This window comes from Rhodococcus sp. 21391 (assembly GCF_016772255.1).
GTDB classification, from domain to species: Bacteria; Actinomycetota; Actinomycetes; order Mycobacteriales; family Mycobacteriaceae; genus Rhodococcus_F; species Rhodococcus_F opacus.
Genome location: NZ_CP063781.1, coordinates 7,005,190 through 7,026,219, shown reverse-complemented (window position 1 = coordinate 7,026,219; position 21,030 = coordinate 7,005,190). Strand labels below are relative to the sequence as shown.

At 66.1% G+C, this 21,030-nt stretch carries 22 protein-coding genes and 2 pseudogenes; 10 read left to right on the top strand and 14 right to left on the bottom strand.

The window, feature by feature from the left end:
* Nucleotides 1–12 precede the first annotated feature (12 nt).
* From GO592_RS32555 to GO592_RS32535, 5 genes and pseudogenes are all read left to right on the top strand, one after another.
* Entirely contained in the window at nt 13–1,194 is a 1,182-nt protein-coding gene (locus tag GO592_RS32555) for an acetyl-CoA C-acetyltransferase (protein WP_007297167.1), read from the top strand.
* Between the two features lie 47 nt (nt 1,195–1,241).
* Complete coding sequence (locus GO592_RS32550; protein WP_007297168.1) at nt 1,242–2,003, top strand: SDR family NAD(P)-dependent oxidoreductase; 762 nt, start codon at nt 1,242–1,244, stop codon at nt 2,001–2,003.
* Between the two features lie 606 nt (nt 2,004–2,609).
* Nucleotides 2,610–3,014 (top strand): annotated as a pseudogene (locus GO592_RS32545) (CocE/NonD family hydrolase C-terminal non-catalytic domain-containing protein); the annotation flags it as partial.
* A 70-nt stretch (nt 3,015–3,084) separates the two neighbouring features.
* The gene (locus tag GO592_RS32540; RefSeq protein ID WP_007297171.1) at nt 3,085–3,450 is read left to right on the top strand and encodes an HNH endonuclease; all 366 of its coding nucleotides are present in this window, start codon (nt 3,085–3,087) and stop codon (nt 3,448–3,450) included.
* Between the two features lie 61 nt (nt 3,451–3,511).
* Nucleotides 3,512–4,003, top strand: coding sequence for a hypothetical protein (locus tag GO592_RS32535; RefSeq protein ID WP_007297172.1), 492 nt, complete (start codon nt 3,512–3,514; stop codon nt 4,001–4,003).
* A 48-nt stretch (nt 4,004–4,051) separates the two neighbouring features.
* Here GO592_RS32535 and GO592_RS32530 read toward each other — a convergent pair whose 3' ends face one another.
* Nucleotides 4,052–4,735 (bottom strand): PAS and ANTAR domain-containing protein, encoded by a 684-nt coding sequence (locus GO592_RS32530; protein WP_172652043.1) that lies wholly within the window; start codon nt 4,733–4,735, stop codon nt 4,052–4,054.
* 106 nt (nt 4,736–4,841) lie between these two features.
* Nucleotides 4,842–5,195 (bottom strand): YtxH domain-containing protein, encoded by a 354-nt coding sequence (locus GO592_RS32525; RefSeq protein ID WP_007297174.1) that lies wholly within the window; start codon nt 5,193–5,195, stop codon nt 4,842–4,844.
* A gap of 177 nt (nt 5,196–5,372) precedes the next feature.
* Between GO592_RS32525 and GO592_RS32520 the strand changes: the two genes are divergently transcribed.
* The gene (locus GO592_RS32520) at nt 5,373–6,581 is read left to right on the top strand and encodes a fatty acid desaturase family protein (RefSeq protein WP_007297175.1); all 1,209 of its coding nucleotides are present in this window, start codon (nt 5,373–5,375) and stop codon (nt 6,579–6,581) included.
* A 61-nt stretch (nt 6,582–6,642) separates the two neighbouring features.
* Here GO592_RS32520 and GO592_RS32515 read toward each other — a convergent pair whose 3' ends face one another.
* Nucleotides 6,643–7,323 (bottom strand): GAF and ANTAR domain-containing protein, encoded by a 681-nt coding sequence (locus GO592_RS32515; RefSeq protein ID WP_007297176.1) that lies wholly within the window; start codon nt 7,321–7,323, stop codon nt 6,643–6,645.
* Between the two features lie 267 nt (nt 7,324–7,590).
* On the opposite strand from GO592_RS32515, the pseudogene GO592_RS44855 reads away from it, so the two are divergent.
* Nucleotides 7,591–7,994: pseudogene (locus GO592_RS44855) on the top strand (hemerythrin domain-containing protein); the annotation flags it as partial.
* Here GO592_RS44855 and GO592_RS32505 read toward each other — a convergent pair.
* From GO592_RS32505 to GO592_RS32495, 3 genes are all read right to left on the bottom strand, one after another.
* Nucleotides 7,946–8,911 (bottom strand): GAF and ANTAR domain-containing protein, encoded by a 966-nt coding sequence (locus tag GO592_RS32505; protein WP_237720402.1) that lies wholly within the window; start codon nt 8,909–8,911, stop codon nt 7,946–7,948. The pseudogene GO592_RS44855 and the gene GO592_RS32505 overlap by 49 nt on opposite strands.
* Before the next feature lie 181 nt (nt 8,912–9,092).
* The gene (locus GO592_RS32500; RefSeq protein WP_237720403.1) at nt 9,093–9,362 is read right to left on the bottom strand and encodes a hypothetical protein; all 270 of its coding nucleotides are present in this window, start codon (nt 9,360–9,362) and stop codon (nt 9,093–9,095) included.
* 54 nt (nt 9,363–9,416) lie between these two features.
* Nucleotides 9,417–9,836, bottom strand: coding sequence for an Hsp20/alpha crystallin family protein (locus tag GO592_RS32495; RefSeq protein WP_005257842.1), 420 nt, complete (start codon nt 9,834–9,836; stop codon nt 9,417–9,419).
* 125 nt (nt 9,837–9,961) lie between these two features.
* Here GO592_RS32495 and GO592_RS32490 point away from each other — a divergent pair, with 125 nt between their 5' ends.
* The gene (locus GO592_RS32490; RefSeq protein WP_005257843.1) at nt 9,962–10,321 is read left to right on the top strand and encodes a MerR family transcriptional regulator; all 360 of its coding nucleotides are present in this window, start codon (nt 9,962–9,964) and stop codon (nt 10,319–10,321) included.
* A gap of 8 nt (nt 10,322–10,329) precedes the next feature.
* Here the strand turns inward: GO592_RS32490 and GO592_RS32485 are convergent, their stop codons facing one another.
* The 3 genes from GO592_RS32485 to GO592_RS32475 all read right to left on the bottom strand — a co-directional run bounded on the left by GO592_RS32485 (nt 10,330) and on the right by GO592_RS32475 (nt 13,955).
* Nucleotides 10,330–11,013 carry an IF2 family translation initiation factor gene (locus GO592_RS32485; RefSeq protein ID WP_202715047.1) on the bottom strand — a complete coding sequence of 228 codons (684 nt, stop codon included), beginning with the start codon at nt 11,011–11,013 and terminating at the stop codon, nt 10,330–10,332.
* A 29-nt stretch (nt 11,014–11,042) separates the two neighbouring features.
* On the bottom strand, nt 11,043–11,600 hold the full coding sequence (locus tag GO592_RS32480; RefSeq protein WP_172652048.1) for a CsbD family protein: 558 nt from the start codon (nt 11,598–11,600) through the stop codon (nt 11,043–11,045).
* 216 nt (nt 11,601–11,816) lie between these two features.
* On the bottom strand, nt 11,817–13,955 hold the full coding sequence (locus GO592_RS32475) for a catalase (RefSeq protein WP_202715046.1): 2,139 nt from the start codon (nt 13,953–13,955) through the stop codon (nt 11,817–11,819).
* Nucleotides 13,956–14,190: 235 nt separating this feature from the next.
* Here GO592_RS32475 and GO592_RS32470 point away from each other — a divergent pair, with 235 nt between their 5' ends.
* The gene (locus GO592_RS32470) at nt 14,191–14,640 is read left to right on the top strand and encodes a hypothetical protein (RefSeq protein WP_202715045.1); all 450 of its coding nucleotides are present in this window, start codon (nt 14,191–14,193) and stop codon (nt 14,638–14,640) included.
* Nucleotides 14,641–14,757: 117 nt separating this feature from the next.
* Nucleotides 14,758–15,738 carry a LysR family transcriptional regulator gene (locus tag GO592_RS32465; protein ID WP_202715044.1) on the top strand — a complete coding sequence of 327 codons (981 nt, stop codon included), beginning with the start codon at nt 14,758–14,760 and terminating at the stop codon, nt 15,736–15,738.
* On the opposite strand, the gene GO592_RS32460 is transcribed toward GO592_RS32465, so the two are convergent.
* From GO592_RS32460 to GO592_RS32440, 5 genes are read right to left on the bottom strand one after another with little or no spacing between them, the layout of a single operon-like run.
* Nucleotides 15,707–16,540, bottom strand: a complete 834-nt coding sequence (locus GO592_RS32460) for a carbohydrate ABC transporter permease (RefSeq protein ID WP_172652052.1) — start codon at nt 16,538–16,540, stop codon at nt 15,707–15,709. The genes GO592_RS32465 and GO592_RS32460 overlap by 32 nt on opposite strands.
* A complete protein-coding gene (locus GO592_RS32455) occupies nt 16,530–17,525 on the bottom strand; it encodes a carbohydrate ABC transporter permease (protein ID WP_182624219.1) in 996 nt (331 codons plus the stop codon). Before GO592_RS32455 ends, GO592_RS32460 begins: the two co-directional genes overlap by 11 nt.
* Nucleotides 17,500–18,363 (bottom strand): metallophosphoesterase, encoded by an 864-nt coding sequence (locus tag GO592_RS32450; protein WP_172652054.1) that lies wholly within the window; start codon nt 18,361–18,363, stop codon nt 17,500–17,502. Before GO592_RS32450 ends, GO592_RS32455 begins: the two co-directional genes overlap by 26 nt.
* Nucleotides 18,360–19,736: an ABC transporter substrate-binding protein gene (locus tag GO592_RS32445; RefSeq protein WP_172652055.1), complete on the bottom strand. Its 1,377-nt coding sequence runs from the start codon at nt 19,734–19,736 to the stop codon at nt 18,360–18,362. The genes GO592_RS32450 and GO592_RS32445 overlap by 4 nt, the downstream gene beginning before the upstream one ends.
* Nucleotides 19,737–19,786: 50 nt before the next feature.
* Nucleotides 19,787–20,917 (bottom strand): ABC transporter ATP-binding protein, encoded by a 1,131-nt coding sequence (locus tag GO592_RS32440; protein ID WP_237737169.1) that lies wholly within the window; start codon nt 20,915–20,917, stop codon nt 19,787–19,789.
* Between the last annotated feature and the right edge of the window lie 113 nt (nt 20,918–21,030).

Genomic DNA, 21,030 nt, shown 5'->3' with positions numbered 1-21,030 from the left:
GCTCCTCCTCACATGCCCACCTCTGTGATCGTCGCCGGCGCCCGCACCCCGATCGGCCGCCTGCAGGGTTCGCTCGCCGGATTCTCCGGCGCCGACCTCGGCTCCATCGCCATCGACACGGCGCTCGGCAAGGCCGGTGTGGCCCCGGACCAGGTGCAGTACGTCATCATGGGGCAGGTCCTCACCGCCGGCGCCGGGCAGATGCCCGCCCGTCAGGCCGCCGCGAAGGCCGGCATCCCGATGAGCACCCCGTCGCTGAACATCAACAAGGTCTGCCTGTCGGGGGTCGAGTCGATCATCCTCGCCGACCAGTTCATCCGGTCCGGCGCGTTCGACGTGATCGTCGCCGGCGGCATGGAGTCGATGAGCCAGGCACCGCACCTGCTGCCCGGTTCACGCGGCGGTTTCAAGTACGGCGACGTCACTCTCGTCGACCACATGGCCCTCGACGGGTTGCACGACGCATTCACCGATCAGCCGATGGGGCTGCTCACCGAGGCCGGCAACGACAAGGACGTCATCGCCCGCGAGGACCAGGACGCGTTCGCGGCGCGCTCGCACCAGCTGGCCGCCAAGGCCTGGGACAACGGGATCTTCGACGACGAGGTCGTCCCGGTCGAGATCCCCGCCCGCCGCGGTGAGAGCACCTGGCTGCGCCGCGACGAAGGCATCCGCCCCGACACCACCGCCGAAACGCTGGCGCGGTTGCGTGGCGCGTTCCGCGACGGCGGCACCGTCACCGCGGGGAACGCGTCGACGATCAACGACGGCGCCGCCGCCGTGGTGGTGATGAGCAAGGAACGCGCCGAGGCGGAGGGGCTGACCTGGCTGGCCGAGATCGGCGAGCACGGCATGGTCGCCGGACCGGATTCGGGTCTGCAGTTCCAGCCGTCCGGTGCCATCGCGAAAGCCTGCGATGCGGCAGGTATCACGCCCGCCGAGCTGGATCTGATCGAGATCAACGAGGCGTTCGCCGCGGTCGGGATCGCCTCCACCCGGGAACTCGGCGTCGACCCCGACCGGGTCAACGTCAACGGCGGTGCCATCGCCCTCGGCCACCCGATCGGCATGTCCGGCGCCCGCATCACCCTGCACCTCGCGCTCGAGTTGCAGCGCCGCGGCGGCGGCACCGGCGCCGTCGCCCTCTGCGGCGGCGGCGGACAGGGCGACGCCCTGATCCTGCGCGTCCCCTGATAACCCCGCTTTACCACCCTGCCGCAACCCTATTCGAGGAGAACTTTGTGAAGATCGATGGAGCCGTCGCTGTCGTCACCGGCGGAGCATCCGGACTCGGTAACGCCACCGCCCGGGCCCTGCACGAGCGCGGTGCACAGGTCGTGCTGCTGGACCTCCCGTCGTCCGACGGGGAAGTCGCCGCCAAGGAGATCGGGAAGGGTGCCTACTTCACGGCCGCCGACGTCACCTCCGCCGGTGACGTCACGTCCGCGATCGACTTCGCCGCGTCGCTCGGCGACCTGCGCGTGGTGGTCAACTGCGCCGGAATTGCGACGCCTGGCAAGGTTCTCGGCAAGGCAGGCGCCCTTCCCCTCGCGGACTTCGAACGCGTCGTCCGCATCAACCTCGTCGGCACCTTCAACGTCCTGCGCCTCGCCGCGGAGAAGATCGCCCAGACCGAACCCGTCGACGGGGAACGCGGCGTCATCATCGACACCGCCTCCGTCGCCGCGTTCGACGGCCAGATCGGTCAGCCCGCCTACGCGGCTTCCAAGGGCGGCGTCGCCGCGATGACACTGCCGATCGCCCGCGAACTGGCCCGCCACCTCATCCGCGTCGTCACCATCGCGCCCGGAATCTTCGAAACGCCCATGATGGCCGGGCTTCCCGCGGAAGCCCAGAAGTCCCTCGGACAGCAGGTGCCGCACCCCTCCCGGCTCGGCAAGGCCACCGAATACGCCGCCCTCGCCGCGCACATCATCGACAACGCGATGCTCAACGGCGAAACCATCCGCCTCGACGGCGCCATCCGGATGGGCCCCAGGTAGGCGACCCGACCGTCGCTGTCGGCGGCACCGAGTCATCGGGTGCCGCCGGCGGCACCGACCGGACGGATTCCTCGATCCGACTGGGGCCGGATCGATCGGCCTACATTCCTACGTAGTTCGCGCATTTGACTGCTGCTCGACGCACCCGCGCTTTCCGGAGGGGGTCGAAATTGCCGTCACACATGCGACCCACATCTTCGGTGCGGGAGCATGCAGGCTGCGGTTGCAAGTGAGACATCCGGGGCGGAGGCGAAGACTTGGTTCCATTCCACGCAACAGCCTGGAGATGGAATGATTTCTCCACTTGGAGTGCGTTGCGAGCAGCGGAGCCTTGTCTGAGCCCTACATCGGAACGGTTTGCCTTTCGGCAGCCGATTGCATTGTTCCTCGGTCGCGAAGATCATCCGCTCCCGTCCTTGCTCCACTCCCTTTCGCATTGTGCCCACGAGGCTGCCAGTCGCTCTACGCAGCAAGGCTTTCTGACCACTGAGGTCGTTCGCGAGGGCCGCCACGCGGTATGGGCTGACTGGCCGGACGATATACGGTGACGAGATCAGGCTTGGCGGCGGCGATGTCGTCGATCGCGGTCGCGGAGTAGCCATTTCCGACACGAACTTCGTTCTGCATCTGTGGGATTCCGCTCCCGACGGCAAGCGACAGCTGATCACGTCCGGTTACCTCGAGGCGTCGCACCGCGAACTCGACGAGCGCACCACCGAGGGCAACCCGCACCACCCGCATAGCCGCGCTGTGCCGGTCGAGCCCGGAACAATCGAGGAGTACGTGCTGCGCCTCTACCCGTTTGCCGCGACGTTCCGACCGGGACACTCTCTGACGGCGGAGCTCTCGAACAACGAACCGCCGGCCGACGCGCATAACGCACCACTGCCACCCGATGCCTTCCATCTGCCGGTCGGCCGCCCGGTCACCCACAAGATCTACCGGGACGCCGCGCACCGGTCCCGCCTCGTGCTTCCGTTCACGACACGCAAGGCGGAGGAGCAGAGGTAGCGAAACTGGTCTCGGCCCGTGGGCCGGCGGAGTACTGGCCATCGGCGAGCGGATCGGTCACGATCGACGGGTGGACCGCACCGCCAGACTCGCCCTCGCCGTCGACCGGCAGGGCGGACGATACCTGTGGTGCGGTCGTCGTTTCGGACCGTTGATTCCGCCGACCACCGAGCACCTCGTGCCACGACTCGAGGGCGGCCCCAGCATCACAGCCAACGAGGCCGCCGCGTGTCCGCGCTGCAACGCGGACCGCGGCCACACCGGTCCGGTCGACTGGCTCGCGCAGTGCCGGAGCCGACACGGTTGGGCCCCGCAGGCGAGCCTGTTCGCGACCCTCCTGAACGCGTTGGACGCCGAACTCGACCACGTGGGTGGACATCGCCGCGCGAAGCGGTACCTGTCCGGCCAACTGCGACGCTGCCGGAACAGCCAGTGATGTGCGCACGAGCGTGAACGGCAGCCTGTGTGGCTGCTCCCGGGGCCGGGCACTCTCCAGTATGGGATCGAACGCAGGCCGCCCCACCAGCCCGACGGCCGCAGCTCTCGGCGGTCGGCTGATGCAACTGGTCGGTGACCGCGACGCCGCCCGGTTCTCGTTCGAGATATCCCGAGTGTGTGCCGAACCGCACCCAGACGGAGAGCGGCCGAAATACGGCGACGTGCTCGCCTGGGTCGTCGATGCCATCGTCGGCGTGGTCATCGCGCGTCTGGGCGCCGCGGGCCCAGGGGAGAGGTTCATCCTCGACCTCCGCTTCGCGGACGGCGGGTACGTCGACGTCGACGCCCTACCGGCATCGGCGCGGTGGGTGCTGCGGACAGTGTCGGCCGTCCTCGCCGAGGATCACGCGGAAGTGGAGCGGTCTCTCACCGCGGCCGAGCGACAATTCGACCTCACCATGCGCGCGGAAACCCTGGCCGACGCGCTCATCTGGCTCGACTTCGTTCTCGGCGTCGACCTTCCCGACCCACCCGACGTCACCACCGCATAGGGGGGACGCCTGGCTCGGCCCCAGGTGCCGTGGGGGTGCCGGCCACGATCAGTTCTGTACTCCCGGCTGGGTGTCGGGGTGCTCGTGTGCGGTCAGGAGCAAGTGGTCGAACCGGGCGCGAAACGACTCGGGGAGGGTCGCCTCGGCGGCGAGAGCCTCGACGAAACGCTCGGCGAGGGCATGAAGTTTTGTGTTGGTCTCCTGTGAACGCCAGGTGAGGATGCCGAAGGCGCGTTCTGAGGAGATGCCGTAGACGAGCATGAGTGCACCCTTGGCCTGCTCGATCACCGCCCGCGATTGTTCGAGTTCGGCGACGGCCTCGGTGAGCGCCGCGTTGAACTCACGGAGGTCGGTTTCCAAGGCTTCGGTGACGTCGATGTAATACCCCGATGTGCCGACGACTTGGTTGTTCTTGTCGAGCATGCGATCGCCGACCACGATGACGTGGTGGATGCGCCGTTCGGTGTCGATGATGCGGTGCTTGCTACTGAACGGTTCGCCGCCGTCGATCATCTTGTCGAAGAGGGCCGCGACCTGAGGTTGGTCGTCAGGATGCTTGTGGGAGAGCAGCAGTTCCGTGGTGGGGGTTATCTCGCCTGGGTGGTAGCCGTGCATCCGGGCGACGGGGTCGGACCATTCCCAGCGCTGGCCGTCGAGGTAGAACCGGAAACTTCCGCCCTGTGGGGGTGCATTCGAGCCACGGAGCTCATCAGTGTCCACAGCGACACCCACGGCACTGCGCGCTCGACCATCCTCGCCCTGCAACCACTGCCACAGTATGCCGCGCACTCACGTCGGAATGCGCAGAATTCAGCGGCCCGCAACACCGCCTACCCGGTCAGTTCGGGCTTTGGGTGTGCTTGCCCTCCGTCGATGAAGTAACGGTCGGCGGGGCCGTGGGAGTGCGGCCCGCCGCGTCCTCCAGTGACACTCCGTTGGTCGGGGCGCCCGTCGCGCTCGTGTCCGTGCCACGGTGGGTAGCCTTCTTCGCCAGTTCGCCGACCTTGTGCTGCACCTGCGGCGCCTTGTCCTTCACGGTCTCCGTCGCCTCGCTCACCTTCTCCTGCACGGTGGGGTTGTGCCAGAGCTCGAGGGACTGATGCCTCATCTTCTCGTAGGTTTGCCGGCCGGACCGAGTGCCCAGGACGAAACCCGCGGCCGCGCCCGCTGCGAAGATCAACACTTTCTGCATGACGTCTCCTGACTGTTGTGTGGCCCGAGCGGTCAGCCGAATCGTCGTCCGAACGCTCCTCCTGCACAGCTTGCCCACAGCTGCCGAACCCAAACCGCGCCGGCGACGACTTCCGAACTAACTCACATCTCATCTGCGCGTAACCTACGGTTCCGTAACTTGCCGTAGCGTAAGGACATGGCGATTTCGGATGTCAAGATGTACACCCACCTGACCGAGGCAGATGTCGAGGCTCTCGGTATCGAGTTCGACACGATCCGACGAGACATCGAAGCCTCGCGCGGGGAGAGTGATTCCCGTTACATCAGAAACGCGATCCGGCTGCAGCGGTCACTCGAAATCGGCGGGCGTGCCCTGTTGTTCGCGAGCCTGTTTCCGCCGGCTTGGGTTGCTGGCACGGCGATGCTCGGCACCGCCAAGATCATCGAGAACATGGAACTCGGTCACAACGTGTTGCATGGTCAGTGGGATTGGATGAACGATCCGGAGATCCACTCGTCGTTCTGGGAGTGGGACATCGCCGGCCTGTCGGAGCATTGGAAGCAGACCCACAACTACGTTCACCACAAGTACACGAATGTGCTGGGCATGGATGACGACGTGGGCTACGGCATGCTGCGGGTCACTCGCGATCAGCAGTGGACGCCGTTGAGCGTCGGCAACCCGGTCTACAACCTGTTGCTGCAGTTGTTCTTCGAATACGGCGTTGCCCTCCAGCACCTCGAACTCGGCAAGGTGGTTACGGGCGGTGTCGATCGTGAGGAGTTCGAGCGCAGATGCCACGAGGTGCTCGAGAAGGTCGGCCGCCAGGTGCGCAAGGACTACGTCGTCTACCCGGCGCTCACCGGTCCGGCGTTCCTGACGACCTTCACCGCGAACCTGACGGCGAACATGATCCGCAACGTGTGGACGAACGCCGTGATCTTCTGCGGTCATTTTCCTGACGGCGCCGAGAAGTTCACAACGAAGGACCTCGAAAACGAGACGCGGGGTCAGTGGTACTTGCGGCAGATGCTGGGTAGCGCGAACTTCGAGGCGGGCCCGGTCATGGAGTTCATGAGCGGCAACCTCTGCTACCAGATCGAACATCATCTGTTCCCGGACCTGCCGAGCAACCGCCTGCGTGAGATCTCCGTGCGGGTGCAGGCGCTGGCCCAGAAGTACGACCTGCCCTACACGACGGGTTCGCTGCCGATGCAGTACTTCAAGTCGTGGCGGACCATCGCCAAGCTGGCGCTGCCGAACAAGTTCCTCAGGGCGACCGCGGACGACGCACCCGAGACTGCGTCGGAACGCAAGTTCACCGACTCGCCCCCGCAGATCGATCCGGTCACGGGTAATCGCCGTGGGCTGTTGACCGCGCTTCGTGCACGGGCGGGAGCTTGACACCGCCGGGTCGCCACTCGAGCACGGGCGATTTCACCGATTCGTGGTTCGTGGCCGGTTCTCATCTGCGTTCGGTAATCCGCTGTGCGATAACACTCAACCGGGTGTTGGTTTCCTGAGAGAGTCTGGTGAGCAGCTCGAACGCACGGATCGCGTCGATGTCGAATCGCTCCATCAGCATTCCCTTCGCCTGCCCGATGACGTCGCGTGAGGCGACCGCTGATCGCAGCTGCTCTTCGGTCCGTACAGCGGTGAGTGCAAGCGCGGCGTGGGCGGCGAGAACCTCGCCTGCTGCTTCCTCGTCGGGACCGAACGCGTTCGGCGAGAATGCAAACAGGTTGAGTGCTCCCATCTTCCCTTCGGAGGTATACAGCTGAAAGGACATCGAACTGAGAATCCCCACATCGACGGCGGCGGCAGCGAACTGCGGCCACCGCGATTCCGAGCGAAGGTCTTCGCTTCGCACCACGAGATTGTTGAGCGCCGCCGCCACACACGGTCCCTGCCCGAGTTGTTGCTGAGCGTGGTCGAGCGTTCGGAGCAGCTCGGATGTCGGCGCGACGGTCTCGAATTTATTGCCACCGGAGATGAGCAGAATGCCCGCGCACGTTTCGTGCGGCATCAGCTCGACAACTGCGGCGGTGACAGCGCGCAGGCGTTCGTCGAGGGTGCGTGGGCCGGAGAGACTGCGGGCCAGCTCGGCCATGGTGCGGCTGAGGTCCCCCGCGCCGGAATCGCTCATTACCACTCCTCGGGTCGGTCGAAAGGATGGCTGCAGGAAGGCGCCCCAGTTGGGGAACGGTCCGATAATTACAGCGTCCCGGCTCGGGACGCGGTCGCGCGGTGTTACGAGAGAGCCGGAACCCGAGCGCGACAATGGCGACGCCGAGGAACACCGCACTGACGATCAGGGCGTCGAGGCGGAATGGTGTGCGCGTCGTCGATGACGCACCGGTCGAGTCATGGAGTGCCTTTCTCGGAGGGTAGGAACTCGAATGCCTGTTCCCGAGTGGTACCCCAGCACCCCATCGCGAAACAGTCACGGCCGAACGCCCGCGTGGAAAAAGGTCGCATCGTCGACGAGATCATCGAGGCCCTCACGGTGCACACCTACATCGAGAACGAGAGCATGCATCCGGAAGTGCGCGATCTCGCCCCCCTGACCTCGAGGACGACATCCTCGAATCCTACGAAGAGCACCACGTCGCGGACGTGCTGGTCGTCGAGCTGGCAGCGATGGAACCCGAGGACGAGCGGTTCGACGCGAAGACCACCGTCCTGATCGAAAGCGTCGAGCATCATATCGAAGAAGAAGAGCAGGAGTGGTACCCCAAGGTACGAGAAGAACTGGGGCGTAAACAACTTCAGGAGATGAGTGCGCGGATGCTGGAGTTGAGGGACAAGGCTCCGCGGTTGAGGAGTCCCTCACCGACGCGCCGTCCGCACGCTCCCCACATCCCTTGTGGGCGGCTCCGCCGGCTATGGGCATAACCGGGGAGCCTGGCCGTCGTCGCGTCCGGACACGACGAGGACGTGAGTATCGAAGTACCCTGCCGCGAGCGAGAGTAATCCCGTGTCCTTGCAATTGCTTTCACCCCGTCGGCACCGGACGTCAGATCGACGAGTTCCTTCGCCAGCCGAGCGAGTTTGATGTTTCTCTGCTGCGAGCTGACGACGAGAAAATCGAAGGCCTCGTCCGCGGACACACCCCCGGTTGCCATGACGATGCCCTTCGCCTGCTCGATGATGCTGCGCGACTCCATGGCTTTGATCAGACCCGCCGCTTCCTCACGCGCCTCCCGACCATCTCGTGCGAGCCGAATCGTCGACGCAATCAGGCTGGCGTACACCCGGAGCAGGGCAGCATCGAATTCCGAGAAGGCTCGGCCGACGCGGCTGTACAGATTCAGCGATCCCAGGCGCTCTCCCACGGACAGCGGAGCACATAGAAAACTGCCCGACTCGAAACCGGCAGCTTCAACCGCGGACGCCAACGCGGGCCAGCGCCGAACCACCCCCTCACCGAATTCACCTCTCAGTACCGCGCACGTGTCCGCAGCGACAGGACCCGGGCCCATGCCTGTCCGTATCTGGGCACCCTCGATCGAGGCGATGCGAGGATCCGTGCACGCCACCGACCCACTGCCCCCAGCGCCATAGGAAAGAACCACCCCGGCCATCTCCGCGCCGCTGACGGCATCGACGGCCCACTCACACAGTCGTTGCAGCAGAGTGCGTCCGGACACTTCTTCTGCGAGAAGTCGACGCAATGCGTCGAGTGTCTTTCCGATCGCCTCGACATCTCCGCCCCAACCGCCGTGCGCGGACACGCCAAACCCCTTTCTACGTGGTTTGCACCAATTAATCTATGGTTCCCGATAAAGATATCGTGCGACGCGGTCCGTCTCAACGCAAGGAGCTCACGGAGGGAATGCCCAGCGTGCAAGCGCGAAGTAGCCCCCGGCCCGTCCAGCGCGAGAACGGCAGGCCGGGGACTACGGATGGACAACGTCAAGTGTTCCCGTGCGGCGGCGAGCGTTGGGTGGCAGCTACTGCCGGGTTCGGACCCCTGCGCCGCATGGTGGGCGCCACCGCGTGCAGCGGCGGCCTCGTCTTCTCGCCGTGGACGTCCGTAGTCGAAGTCGGTGCCACGTCCGTGGGGACCGGTGCGGGCGCGTCGGCGAAGATCAGGTCCACCTCGGCTGCCAACAGCTGGCATTCGAGGTCATCCCACACGTACTCGACTTGTGGCAGTTCCGCTTCCACGGTCGAAGGGGTCATCTGTGCGTACACCATCGTGGTCATCCCTCCCGCTGTGTGTCGGATCGGCGCGGGTCAGGCGCTGACGGCCTTTCGGTCGTCGCTGTGGGTGATCTCGATCTTCCGGGCCTTGGCACGTTCGGCCACCGGGACCGTCAGCCGGAGCACCCCCGATTGGTAGTTGGCGGTGATCCGGTCGGTGTCGAGGTTGTCGCCGAGGAACAGCTGCCGGCTGAATACGCCCCTCGGTCGCTCCGAGGCCAGCATTTCCTGGTTGTCGGCGCGCGCGGGGCGTTCAGCATGAACGGTCACGACGTTGCGCTCGACATCGAGCGAGACGGAATCGGCGTCCACCCCTGGCAGGTCGAACTCGACCACCAACTGTTCGCCTTCGCGCCACGCGTCCATCGGCATGGCCGCCGGTCGCGCCGTGGTGCCGAGGATCTGCTGAGTCAGGCGGTCGAGATCGCGGAATGGATCAGTGCGCATCAACATTGTCTCCACCTCCAGAAACCCGAATCGTGATAGGTAACCTTCAGCAAATGCTGTAGATTCGTTATAGCAAACGCTCTAGCTCCTCGCAAGAGGGTTCGGCGGACTCGATTCTCGAGGAGGACGCGATGTCGAACGACGACAAGTCGCGAGCCAAACAGGGGGTCTACGGCATCACCGTGGCGTCCGAGCTCTCCGGGTTCGGCACCCAGGCGCTGCGTTTCTACGAGCAGCACGGCCTGATAAACCCTGCCCGCACCAGCGGCGGAACACGCCGCTACAGCGACGACGACCTCCTTCGCTTGCGGCGCATCGCCGAGCTGATCGCGGACGGGGTCAACCTGACGGGCATCGCTCGCGTCCTCGATCTCGAGCACCTCAACACCGAGCTCGCGAGCGACAACGATCGCCTCGTCGAGGCCAATAGCCGGCTCGAGAGCGACAACGCTCGACTCAGAAGGGACGGGACTCGCGGCGAGCGAGCCTGAGTGTCAGATCACCGTTGCCCGTTGGCTGCCGTCTCGTTGCGGCGCTTGGCCTTTTCCGCCTCGGCCAGCTTCTCGGCGCGGTCGGCACGAGCACGTTTGTCCGCTGCCTCGTCCTGCTTGTTCGCGGCGTCCTTCAGCTGGGCCTTGGCCGGCACTGCCGCCGCTTTCTCGGCTTCCCGGAGTTCGGTCTGCTCGGCGCGGTGCTCGGCCTCCGCCGCCTGGGTGCGTTGGGCGGCAAGTTGATCGGCGTTCTTCTTCGCGACCTGCTTGCGTTGCTCGGCGTCCCGCACGGCCGCCTGCTTGCGCTCGACCTCACGTCGGCGGGCCTGTTGGGCGTCCCGCTGCTTCGCCTCCCGCGCTGCCGCCTGCTTGTCGTGGACCTGCTTACGCTTGGTTTCCAGTGCAGTGTCGGCCTCGGCCTCGGTGCGTGCAGCCTCTTCTTCGAGTTTTGCCGCCCGGGCCAGTGCGTCGCTGCGCTCGGTCAGTGCGTCGCCGCGCCGCTCGGTGTCACGGTCCCCGAGTGCACTGCCGACGGCGCCGTCGAGCACGCCCAGAGTGCGCTCGTACATCAGCCGGGCCGGCGATTCGGTTGCCAGCCGGGACATCAACTGGTCTTCGACGAGTTGCAGAGGAATCCGCAGGATCGTGTACTGCAACCGCAAGAGCGTGATGGGGACGGTAAGGACGTTCATGGAATCTCCGATTATTCGAGGGGAGTGGATCAGGACAGGCCGGCGTCGTTGCTGAGGCCCTCGGCGGCGCGCCGAACTCGTTCTGCCTCGTCGCGGGCGGCGTTCGCTTCACGGACAGCCCGCCGGTGTTCGTCGGTGGCGTCGACGGCTTCTTCGGCGGCGGCGACCGTCTTCGCCCGTTCGACGGTCTCCGCCCGGGCCGCTTCGTCGCGGGCGTCGGCCGCCGCGCGGGACTGCTCCTGCGCGACCTGGCGGTGCTGTTGCTGCTCCGCGGCCCGGTGCTCTGCTTGCTGCCGGTTCCGGGCAGCTTCTTCGGCGGCCGCCGTCTCCGCGCTGATCGCAGCGCGTTCCTCGGCACTCTCACGACGCACCTGGCCGAGTTCCTCTGCGGCCTGCGAGGTTTCCGCCCTGGCCACGGCCTCCGCACTGTTCGCCTCTCTACGTTGCTGCGCCTGCGCCTGTTGCAGCTGTCCTTCGGTGGCCAGCGAGTCGTTGCCGGTCACGGCCCCGGCCACTTCCTTCACCTTGCCCTTGACCGAGTCGAGGAGACCCTTGCGCGCTTGTCCGGACGTGTTCTGCTCATTCATGAGAATGTTCTCCTGGTATTCGGACGGGCGACGGTACCGCCACCCGCAGTGGCGTGTTGTCTTTCATGCTTAGCTCCGGAGGTCGGGTGTTCGGGGTGCGCCGCAAGGTCGAGGACGCGCCGGACGCCGGATAGTTCGACCGGGGACGGGCGCACCGCGCGGACAGCAAGTTTTCCCGGTTCTCGTCCAGACCATTCACTTCACAACCGGGTCACGTCACACCTGACGCTCCCAGACCCGGTGGGACTTCATCAGCGCAGTGATGCCGTCGAACAGTGCGGACGCGTCGTCGGCGATCACGATGCCCGGAGCCTCGGACGGGATTCCGGCGGCTTCGAGAAGGCCGCGACCGGCGGCCCAACCCCCGATCGCCTTGCAGTGCCGGAATGCCTCCGTCAGCAACACGTGCACCCGCGGGTCCGACGCCGGCGCCGCGACGAGAATCGCGTCGAACTCCACCGACCGCATCGTGAGGAACGTCCGGGACACCGGGACGGCGCCCTTGCCCGACCCCAGTTCGCCACCGTGCGGTCCGATGACGAGCGGCACCATGCTGTTCTTGCCGATCATCTCGACCGCGTCGGCCACCTCGGACAGATCCGACTCGTCATCGGCGACGATGCCGATGATCCTCCCGTCCAGCGGCCACTCGGCACCGACCTGCGACAGCGCGGGACTGGGCGTCGGTGCCACGTCGAAGGCGACGCTCGGCGCTGGCGCCGGGAGGCCGAGACCCGTCGCCACCTGCTCGCACAGACCGGGGTCGATGTTCGCGACGACCTCGAGTGCACGCTCCTTGATCACCTGCTCGTAGCACTTGCCCAGCTCGAACGTGTAGGCCTCCGCGACGTGCGCCTGCTCGACCGGGCTCAGGCTCGCATAGAACAGTCGGGCCTGCGAGAAGTGGTCGTCGAAGCTCGCGGGGGCGGCGCGTAGTTTCGTCGACTCCGGCATCGGCACCGGAACCTCCACGAACGCAGCGTCCGCGCCGGCCAGGAACGGGCAACCGCCGTCGAGGGAGTTCGGCCGATACGGCGCGACACCCGGGTGGACTCCCGTCTGGTGCATGCCGTCGCGCAGCATGTCGTTGACCTCGGCCTGGGGCCGATTGATCGGTATCTGCCCGAAGTTGGGCCCACCCAGCCTGCTGATCTGAGTGTCGAGGTAGGAGAACAACCGCGCCTGCAGAAGCGGGTCGTCGGTGACGTCGATCCCGGGAACGAGATGCCCGGGATGGAACGCCACCTGCTCGGTCTCGGCGAAGAAGTTCGTCGGATTCGCGTCGAGCGTCATCAACCCGATCGGCTGCACGGGGGCCAGTTCCTCGGGCACCATCTTGGTCGGGTCGAGCAGGTCGATGCCCTCGAACGTCTGGTCCGGGGTGTCCGGGAACGCCTGGATGCCCAGCTCCCATTCCGGGTACGCACCGGACTCGATCGCGTCGGCGAGATCGCGGCGGTGGTAGTCGGGGTCCATGCCGTTGACGATCTGCGCTTCTTCCCACACCAGTGAGTGCACACCGAGTTTCGGCTTCCAGTGGAACTTGACGAGCGAACTCTCACCCGCCGCGTTCACCATCCGAAAGGTGTTGACGCCGAAGCCTTCCATCATCCGGTACGAGCGGGGAATGCCGCGGTCGGACATATTCCACAACGTGTGCGCGGTGGCCTCGGTGTGCAGGGACACGAAATCCCAGAACGTGTCGTGCGCGCTCTGCGCCTGCGGAATCTCGCGATCCGGGTGCGGCTTGGCGGCGTGAACGACGTCCGGAAACTTGATGCCGTCCTGGATGAAGAACACCGGAATGTTGTTTCCCACCAGGTCGAAAGTGCCTTCGCCGGTGTAGAACTTGGTCGCGAAGCCTCGGGTGTCGCGTACAGCGTCGGCCGACCCCCGGGAGCCGAGGACGGTGGAGAACCGCACGAAGACCGGCGTCTCGACGTCCTTGCCGAGGAACGCCGCCTTGCTGATCGGTTCGGCGGAACCGTATCCGCGGAAGACGCCGTGGGCGGCCGCACCGCGTGCGTGCACCACCCGCTCCGGGATCCGCTCGTGATCGAAGTGCGTGATCTTCTCACGGAGATGGTGGTCCTGGAGCAGGGTCGGTCCCCGGGTTCCCGCCTTGAGCGAGTGATCGGTGTCGTACAGCCGCGCGCCCTGCGCCGTGGTGAGGTGCACACCCTGCTGGCCGCGGGCCGTATCCGGACCTTCGACGGGTTGCCCGGTCGCGGTTCCCAGCGCGGGAGCCCGCTGATCGGGCTTGGGAGGCAACGGCTCGGTGGGTTCCGTGGGCTCGGCGAGCGTCGGGGTACCGGAACCGGGAGTACCGGGAATGGGCGGGTTGTTCTTGGGCACGGGCGTAGCTCCTCGCTGAAAAATCCGTGGGATCGGCGCCGCATCGTTGCTGTACGGTCCGCTCTTCTCGGAGTGCCCAACCGTTCGCAAACCGAATCAGGATGGGCGCAGCGCCACACCGTGCCCCGATCGGGAGACGCGGTTTCGCATTCGCGCCCCAGGGCATAGCTACAACAGATATCAATCACAAACGAAGTAGGAATCCGGCGTTGTACTACGTCGGAAAGGAGTGATCATGGGTACCGAACCAGGCACGCAGTTGAACGAGGAACCACAGTCCGAGCGCGGCCCCAAGGGCTCACGCGACGCGGGACCGGACCAGGCCGGAGCAGGCCAGACGGACCGCAAGCCGGGGTCTCTGGATCAGGAAGAGGTCACCTCCTCCGCGGAATCGGGCACGAACCCTGCGCCCGCCGGTGGCTCACTGCCTCCCGGCGACACGGAGCCGGCCACACCGCCCTACGACGGCCGGACGACCAGCACGAAGGAAGGACGCCCGGAGCACGATGACCATGTGGACTCCGGTGGAATGCAGTCGCCGAAACCCGGGCAGACACCCCGCGGTGCGGTGGCCTCGCCCGCGGAGGAGAAGCCCGCCGCACACGCCGCCGAGACCGAGGGCAGCGACTCCGGAGTGGGACCCGCGCATCAAGGAGGCGTCGGCAAGGCCGAAGACAAGAAATAGAAAGTCACGTCCGCGGCGAAGGCCGTACTCGCGTAGTTCACCCCCGGTTTCGACTCGACGCTAGCCTTGTAGAGCGAGCCACCGGACACGAGGCGGCGCTGCCGCCGGGGAGTGACTATGGAGTTCAGACATCTCGTCGCGTTCATCACGCTTGCCGAGGAATTACATTTCGGCCGGGCCGCTTCGCGGCTGCACCTCTCCCAGCCGTCCCTCAGCTCACAACTACAGAAGCTCGAGAAGTCTCTCGGTGTGAGACTCGTCGCGCGGAACTCGCATGAGGTCAGGTTGACCTCCGCGGGCCGGGAATTCGTGACACAGGCCAGGCTGATCGTCTCCCACATGGAGAGGGCCACGCGGATAGCGAAAGCCACCGCGGACGGCCGCTCCGGCACCCTCGACATCGGATACAACATGCCGGCCAGCAGGCACGTCCTGCCGGCGGCGCTGGCGCGGATGAGCGCAGAGCACCCGGATGTCGTGGTGTCGTTGTGGGAGAAGCGAACCGGACCGCAGCTCGTCGATCTCGCGGGCGGCACGCTCGACATAGCGCTGGTGTACGGGCATCCGCGGACGGCCGACTTCCGGTACCGGCTGGTCTTGGGGAAGATTCCACTCGTCGCCGTCGTAGGCAAGGGCCACAGATGGGCGGGGCGGGCTGCGGTTCCGTTCGCCGAGTTGGCGACCCAGGGGTGCGTGATGTTCTCGCGCGATCAGTGCCCCGCTATGTACGACTCCATCTTCGGCGCGGCGTCCGATTCTCGAATCTCGCTCGACGTCGCTCAGACCGCCGACAACCCGGGCGCGACGGCTCACATGGTGTCGGTCAAGCCGTTGGTCGGGTTCGCGTCGCTGCCGCGCGCCAATTCGGGCGGACTCGATGCGATGGGCGTGAATACTGTGGCGGTGAGATTGGTCGATCCGATTCCGACGATCGACCTGTACGCGGTATGGCGGGCCGGCGAGGTGAATCCTGCGGTGTTCTCCTTCCTCGACTGCGTCGACGATTCCGACGAACTGGAACGCGGCGAGGGCGGCCCGGTCACTGTTCCGCCCCATGTTCCGAGACCTATTTCAGTCCGGATCGGACGAACGCGTTGACGATGTGCCGCTGCAGGACGACGTAGAGCGCGAACACCGGCAGGCATGCCAGACCCGCGACGGCCATCATCGGCCCCCAGTCGTTGCCCTCGGTTCCCATGAAACTCCTCAGCCCCAACTGAACGACGGCGTTGCTGCGCTGCAGGACCACCGCCGGCCAGAAGTACTCGTTCCACGCATTGATGAACAGCAGAATCGACAGCGCCGCCAATGCGGGACGCAGATTCGGTACCACGACGGTCCAGAGAATCGACCACGACGAACGGCCGTCCAGTGTGGCCGCCGCGACCAGTTCCTTCGGGAAGCCGGCCATGTGCTGCCGTAGCATCAGGACACCCAGCGCGGAGCACAGCGTCGGCACGATCACACCGACGAGGTTGTTGATCAGTCCCATTTGGTACAGCAGTACATAGTTGGGGAGCATCGTGACCTGGAACGGCACCAACCAGGTTCCGACGAACGCAAGGTAGAGCAGCCGTTGGAAGCGGAACGAATACATCACGAACGCGTACGAGGCAAGCAGAGCCACGAGGAGCTGGCCAGCCGCCGAGACGCCTGAGACGGCGAACGTGTTGGCGAGCAGGCGGATCACGTCGACTTTCTCGGTCGCGTCCACATAGTTGCCCAATGACAGCGGCCACGGAACGGGGGAGAGGGAGCCGACGTCGTCGGGCCGTCGCAGTGACGTCGCAAGCAGCCAATAGATGGGAAAGATGCACCCGAGGGCAATGGCGACGAGGACCGCATGTCCCCGTGCTCGCCGCCACAACGGCTCGGGTACGGGTGACTGGCTAGTCGTCATGGAACGAGATCCTTTCCGAGATCCACACGAGAACACCCGCAACGAGACCGAATCCGACGAACAGCATGATGCCCGCGGCGGCACTCAGGCCCGCGTCGAAGCTGTGGAACCCGTAGTCCCACAACAAGTAGTAGATGTTGGTCGTCGCCTGCGACGGTCCGCCCTGGGTCAGGGTGTCGATGAGCGGGAAGGTCCACTGCGCGCTCAGCAGCACGGTCATGAGTCCGAGGAACACCAGGGTGGGCGACAACAGTGGCAGGGTGATCCACCAGTCGATCTGCCGCCGTGTCGCCCCGTCGACTTGCGCGGCCTCGGCGTAGTCCCCGCTGATGCCGGCCATCCCGGCCGACACCACCAGCACGGCGAAACCCATGAAATGCCACCCGGTGACGGCGACGATCACCCATTGCGCCGTCGCCGGTTCGTGAATCCAATTGGTGTTTGAGCCCAGCACCCGGTTCACGATTCCGGCACCTGGGTCGAGGAGCCATTGCCACACCGCCGCGCTCGCGACAGGGGCGACGAGAAAGGGTGCGAAGATCAGGCTCTGGTAGATCGCCCGGGCCCGGCCGTGGACGCCGCGGGTGGCGAATCCGACGACCACCGGTAGCACGAGCGTGAACGGCAACAGACCGACGATGAGGATGACTGTCCGCCAGACGGAGTCACCGACCGCCGGCAGCTCGAGCAGCCGGCGGTAGTTGTCCGGGCCGACGGGAACCATGGGGGTGGTCGGAAGCAGGTTCCAGGAGTAGGTGGAGAGTTGGGCCGCCTGAACGAGCGGGCGGTAGGTCCACACGACCAACAATGCGACAGCCGGTGTCAGGTACAGGTACGGCTCGGCCACCCGCACCACCCTCCGCAGAGGGTGGGTACGGATGGCAGGCACCGCCACCGGTTCCCGGACGGGTGTTGTCGCGTCAGCAAGATCCGGTACGGCAACGAACACGATCGCCTCCTCACCCCGCCCGGAGCTGGAGGGCATGCAACCGGGCAAGCATGTCCTGTTCGGGGATGTCGTAGACCGTTTCGGCCGGGGTCGTCTCGACCGCGGTGGCGACCACCGTGGATTCGAGGACATCGATCCGGCTGAAGCCGTGGCCGGCGACGCCGCGGTGGCTGCCCACCCCCGCGATCGGGTCCACCCGGTAGGACAGGGCCGGGCCGACCCACACCGGGATCCCCGCGACCGCCCCTGAGCTCGTCAGATGGGAGTGCCCACAGAGGATCATCCGCACATCGGAGCCGGCCAGAACCGCCGCGAGCCGGTCGGGGTCCTGGAGGCGCAGGTAGTTCACCGTGGCGACCGGCGACGGAATCGGCGGGTGGTGCAGGACGAGGAGCGTTCCCCGCTCGCTGGGCTGGGACAGTTCCTCGTCGAGCCATGCCAGCTGCACGTCCGTCAGCCAACCCTCGTGTCTCCCGGGTGTGGTGCTGTCGAGCACGATCACCCGGAGACCGTGGATGTCGTGGACCGCGTCGTGTGGGGCCTCGAGATCACCACTGCCGGAGTCGAGTCCGAGTAGTTCGGTGTGGAAGGCGGTGCGGTCGTCGTGATTGCCCATGGCGTAGACGATGTGCGCCCCGAGTTCGGCGGCCGCCGGCTCGACAACCTCGCGCAACCTCCGGTAAGCCTCCGGTGCCCCGTTGTCGGTGAGATCGCCCGACAACACCACCGCGTCCACGCGCTGCCGGGATCCGACGATGCGGTCGAGTGCGCGGGCGAGGTTGTCGAGGGTGTCGATCGTGCCGTGGACGAGGTCACCCTCGGCGCGGATGTGGGTGTCCGTCAGGTGAATCACCGTGACGTCGGCGGGGGTCACTGGGTGGGCAGAAGCGCGGTGGCCTGCTTCTGCGCGGCGTCGAGGGTGGATTTCGGGTCGGCGTCCTGGTAGACGACCGCCTCGACGGCATCCATCATCCCGTCGCGGATCTGCAGGTAATTGTTGCCGGGCATCGAGATCCACGGCTCCATCGAGCCGAGCTGGGCGATGTTCGGTGCGAGCAGCGGATTCTTCTGCGACCACTCCTGCAATCCGGCAGGATCGTCGACGAGTCCGGTGCGCAGCGGGAGGTACCCGATTCCCTGCGCGATCTTGGTGTAGGCCTGCTCGCTGGTGAGGAACTTGATCAGTTCCCACGAGGCGCGCTGCTTGGCGGGATCGGATGCGAATGTGAAGAGCGAGGCGCCGGAGTTGGTGGGCACGGGGGTCTTGCCGTCGAAGGTGGGCATCGTGGTGGCGCGCAGGTCCCACTTGTCCTTGGCACCTTTGACGAAGGTGCCCTGGATCGCGCTGGTCTCGAGGATCATGCCGATATCTCCGCGGGCGAAGGCCTCGTAGCCCTGCTGCTGGCTCAGCTTGGGGGTCGATCCCGATTGCACCAGGTTCTGGGCCATCTCCGTTACCTGCACCGCGGGGTCGTCAGCGAACGTGAGTGACGACCGGTCCTCGGCGATGACCTGCCCGCCGTTGGACCGGACGAGGCTCTGGAAGCACCAGTCCTTCGAGGTCTTGGTCAGGCAGTCGAGGTAGACGCCGCCCTTGCCGGTCTTGGTGGTGATCGCGGCCGCTGCGGCCGCGACCTCGTCCCACGTCTTCGGCGGTGCCGCCGGGTCGAGCCCGGACTGCTCGAACAGTGTTGCGTTGTAATAGAACACGGGAGTGGAAAAGACGAAGGGCACACCGAAGGTGGCGCCTCCCCAGTCACCGAGAGTGCGCGCGGCCGGGGCGTACGAGTGCTTCGCGCCGTCGAAATTCTTCTGCACCGCATCTTTGCCGACAAGGTCGTCGAGCGAGTGGGCGCCGAGCTGGTGGATCGTGAAGTCCAGGTCGCTGAACCCGAGCTGCGCGACGTCCGGGGGCGATCCGGCCACCGTCTGGCTCTGGATGCTCGAGATCGTGTCGGTGGCCGGGTTCGGGCTGTTGCCCTGCGGCTTCTGCGCTGTGACGTGGATGTTGGGGTGCTGCTTGGTGAAGTCGTCGATCAGGGCGTTGAAGGTGTCGGTCCACGCTCCCGCCATACCGTAGTTGTAGCTTTCGAACACGATCGACACATTCTGGTCCGGAGCGAGTTCCGGCACCGGATCGGTGCTGCTCGCCACGGGATCCGTGGTTGTGGTGCCGAGGCCGCCGCAGGCGGTCAGGACCAACGCGCTGGTCACCAGCACGCCCAGCCCGGGCAGGGTCTTCTTCACTGAGGTTCTCCTGTTGTTCGTGTGTGGGGGCTCGTGAACCGTGCCGGCGCTCATGCCACCGACAGCGAGGCATCGCGTGGCAATGCCCCGTGCTCGTGGGGAACGTGCCAGACCAGCCGGCGGCCGGTCCCGGAGTCGAACAGTTGAATGTCCTCGGGGCTGACACTCAACGCGGCGGCGTCGCCGACCTGCGCGGCAACCGGGCGTGAAGCGCGGACGCGAATGACGGTGCCGCCCACGGTGACGTGCAGGATCTCTTCGCTGCCCAGGTTCTCCGAGGCGGTGACGACACCGCGAAGCTGGACATCGGTGCCGTTCAGCCGGATGCGTTCCGGCCGGATGCCGGCGGTCACCTTCTGCGGTCCGATCGCCGACCCGGCGGACAGCCCGAGGGGTGCGTCGACGCCGTCGGCGACGAAGTGCAGTTCCCCGGCCCGCGCGATCACCGTTGCGTCGAACAGGTTCATCGGTGGCGCGCCGAGGAAGGCGGCGACGAACGTCGAACGCGGAGTGTCGTACAGTTCGGTCGGCGTACCGACCTGCTCGATCCTTCCGTTGTTCAGCAGTGCGATTCGTGTCGCCATCGTCATCGCCTCGACCTGGTCGTGGGTGACGTACAGGAATGTCGATCTCAGCCGGTGGTGCAGGTCGATGAGCTCGGTGCGGGTCGCGCTACGCAACGCGGCATCGAGATTCGACAGCGGCTCGTCCATCAGGAACGCCCCGGGGTCGCGAACCATCGCCCGGGCCAGCGCCACCCGCTGGCGTTGTCCGCCGGAAAGCTGGGCGGGGCGCCGGTCCAGGTGGTCTTGCAGACCGAGCGCCGACGCCACGGTGGTGATCCGCTCCCGGATCTCGTCCTTCGACCGTCTGCGGGCACGCAAGGGGAAGCCGATGTTCTTCGCGACGGTCAAATGCGGGTATAAGGCATAGCTTTGGAACACCATCGCAACGTCCCGCTGTCGGGGTGGTGTCCTGGTGATGTCGTTCTCGCCCAATAGGATGCGGCCCGACGACGGGCTCTCGAGGCCGGCGATCAGACGCAGCAGCGTCGACTTCCCGCACCCGCTCGGCCCGAGCAGAACCATGAACTCTCCGTCGGCGATGTCGAGGTCGACATCACGCACTACCTGCGCGGTGCCGAACTGTTTCGACACACCTTCGAGTCCTATTCGCGCCACCCGCATCTCCTCGGTTGTTCCGTGTTTCCCGGAGACACCTCAGCAGCCGGGGGTGACGGTGCGGTGAACACCGCGCCCCGAACTCCCGTCCCGACCGCGCCGGGGCGGTGGCA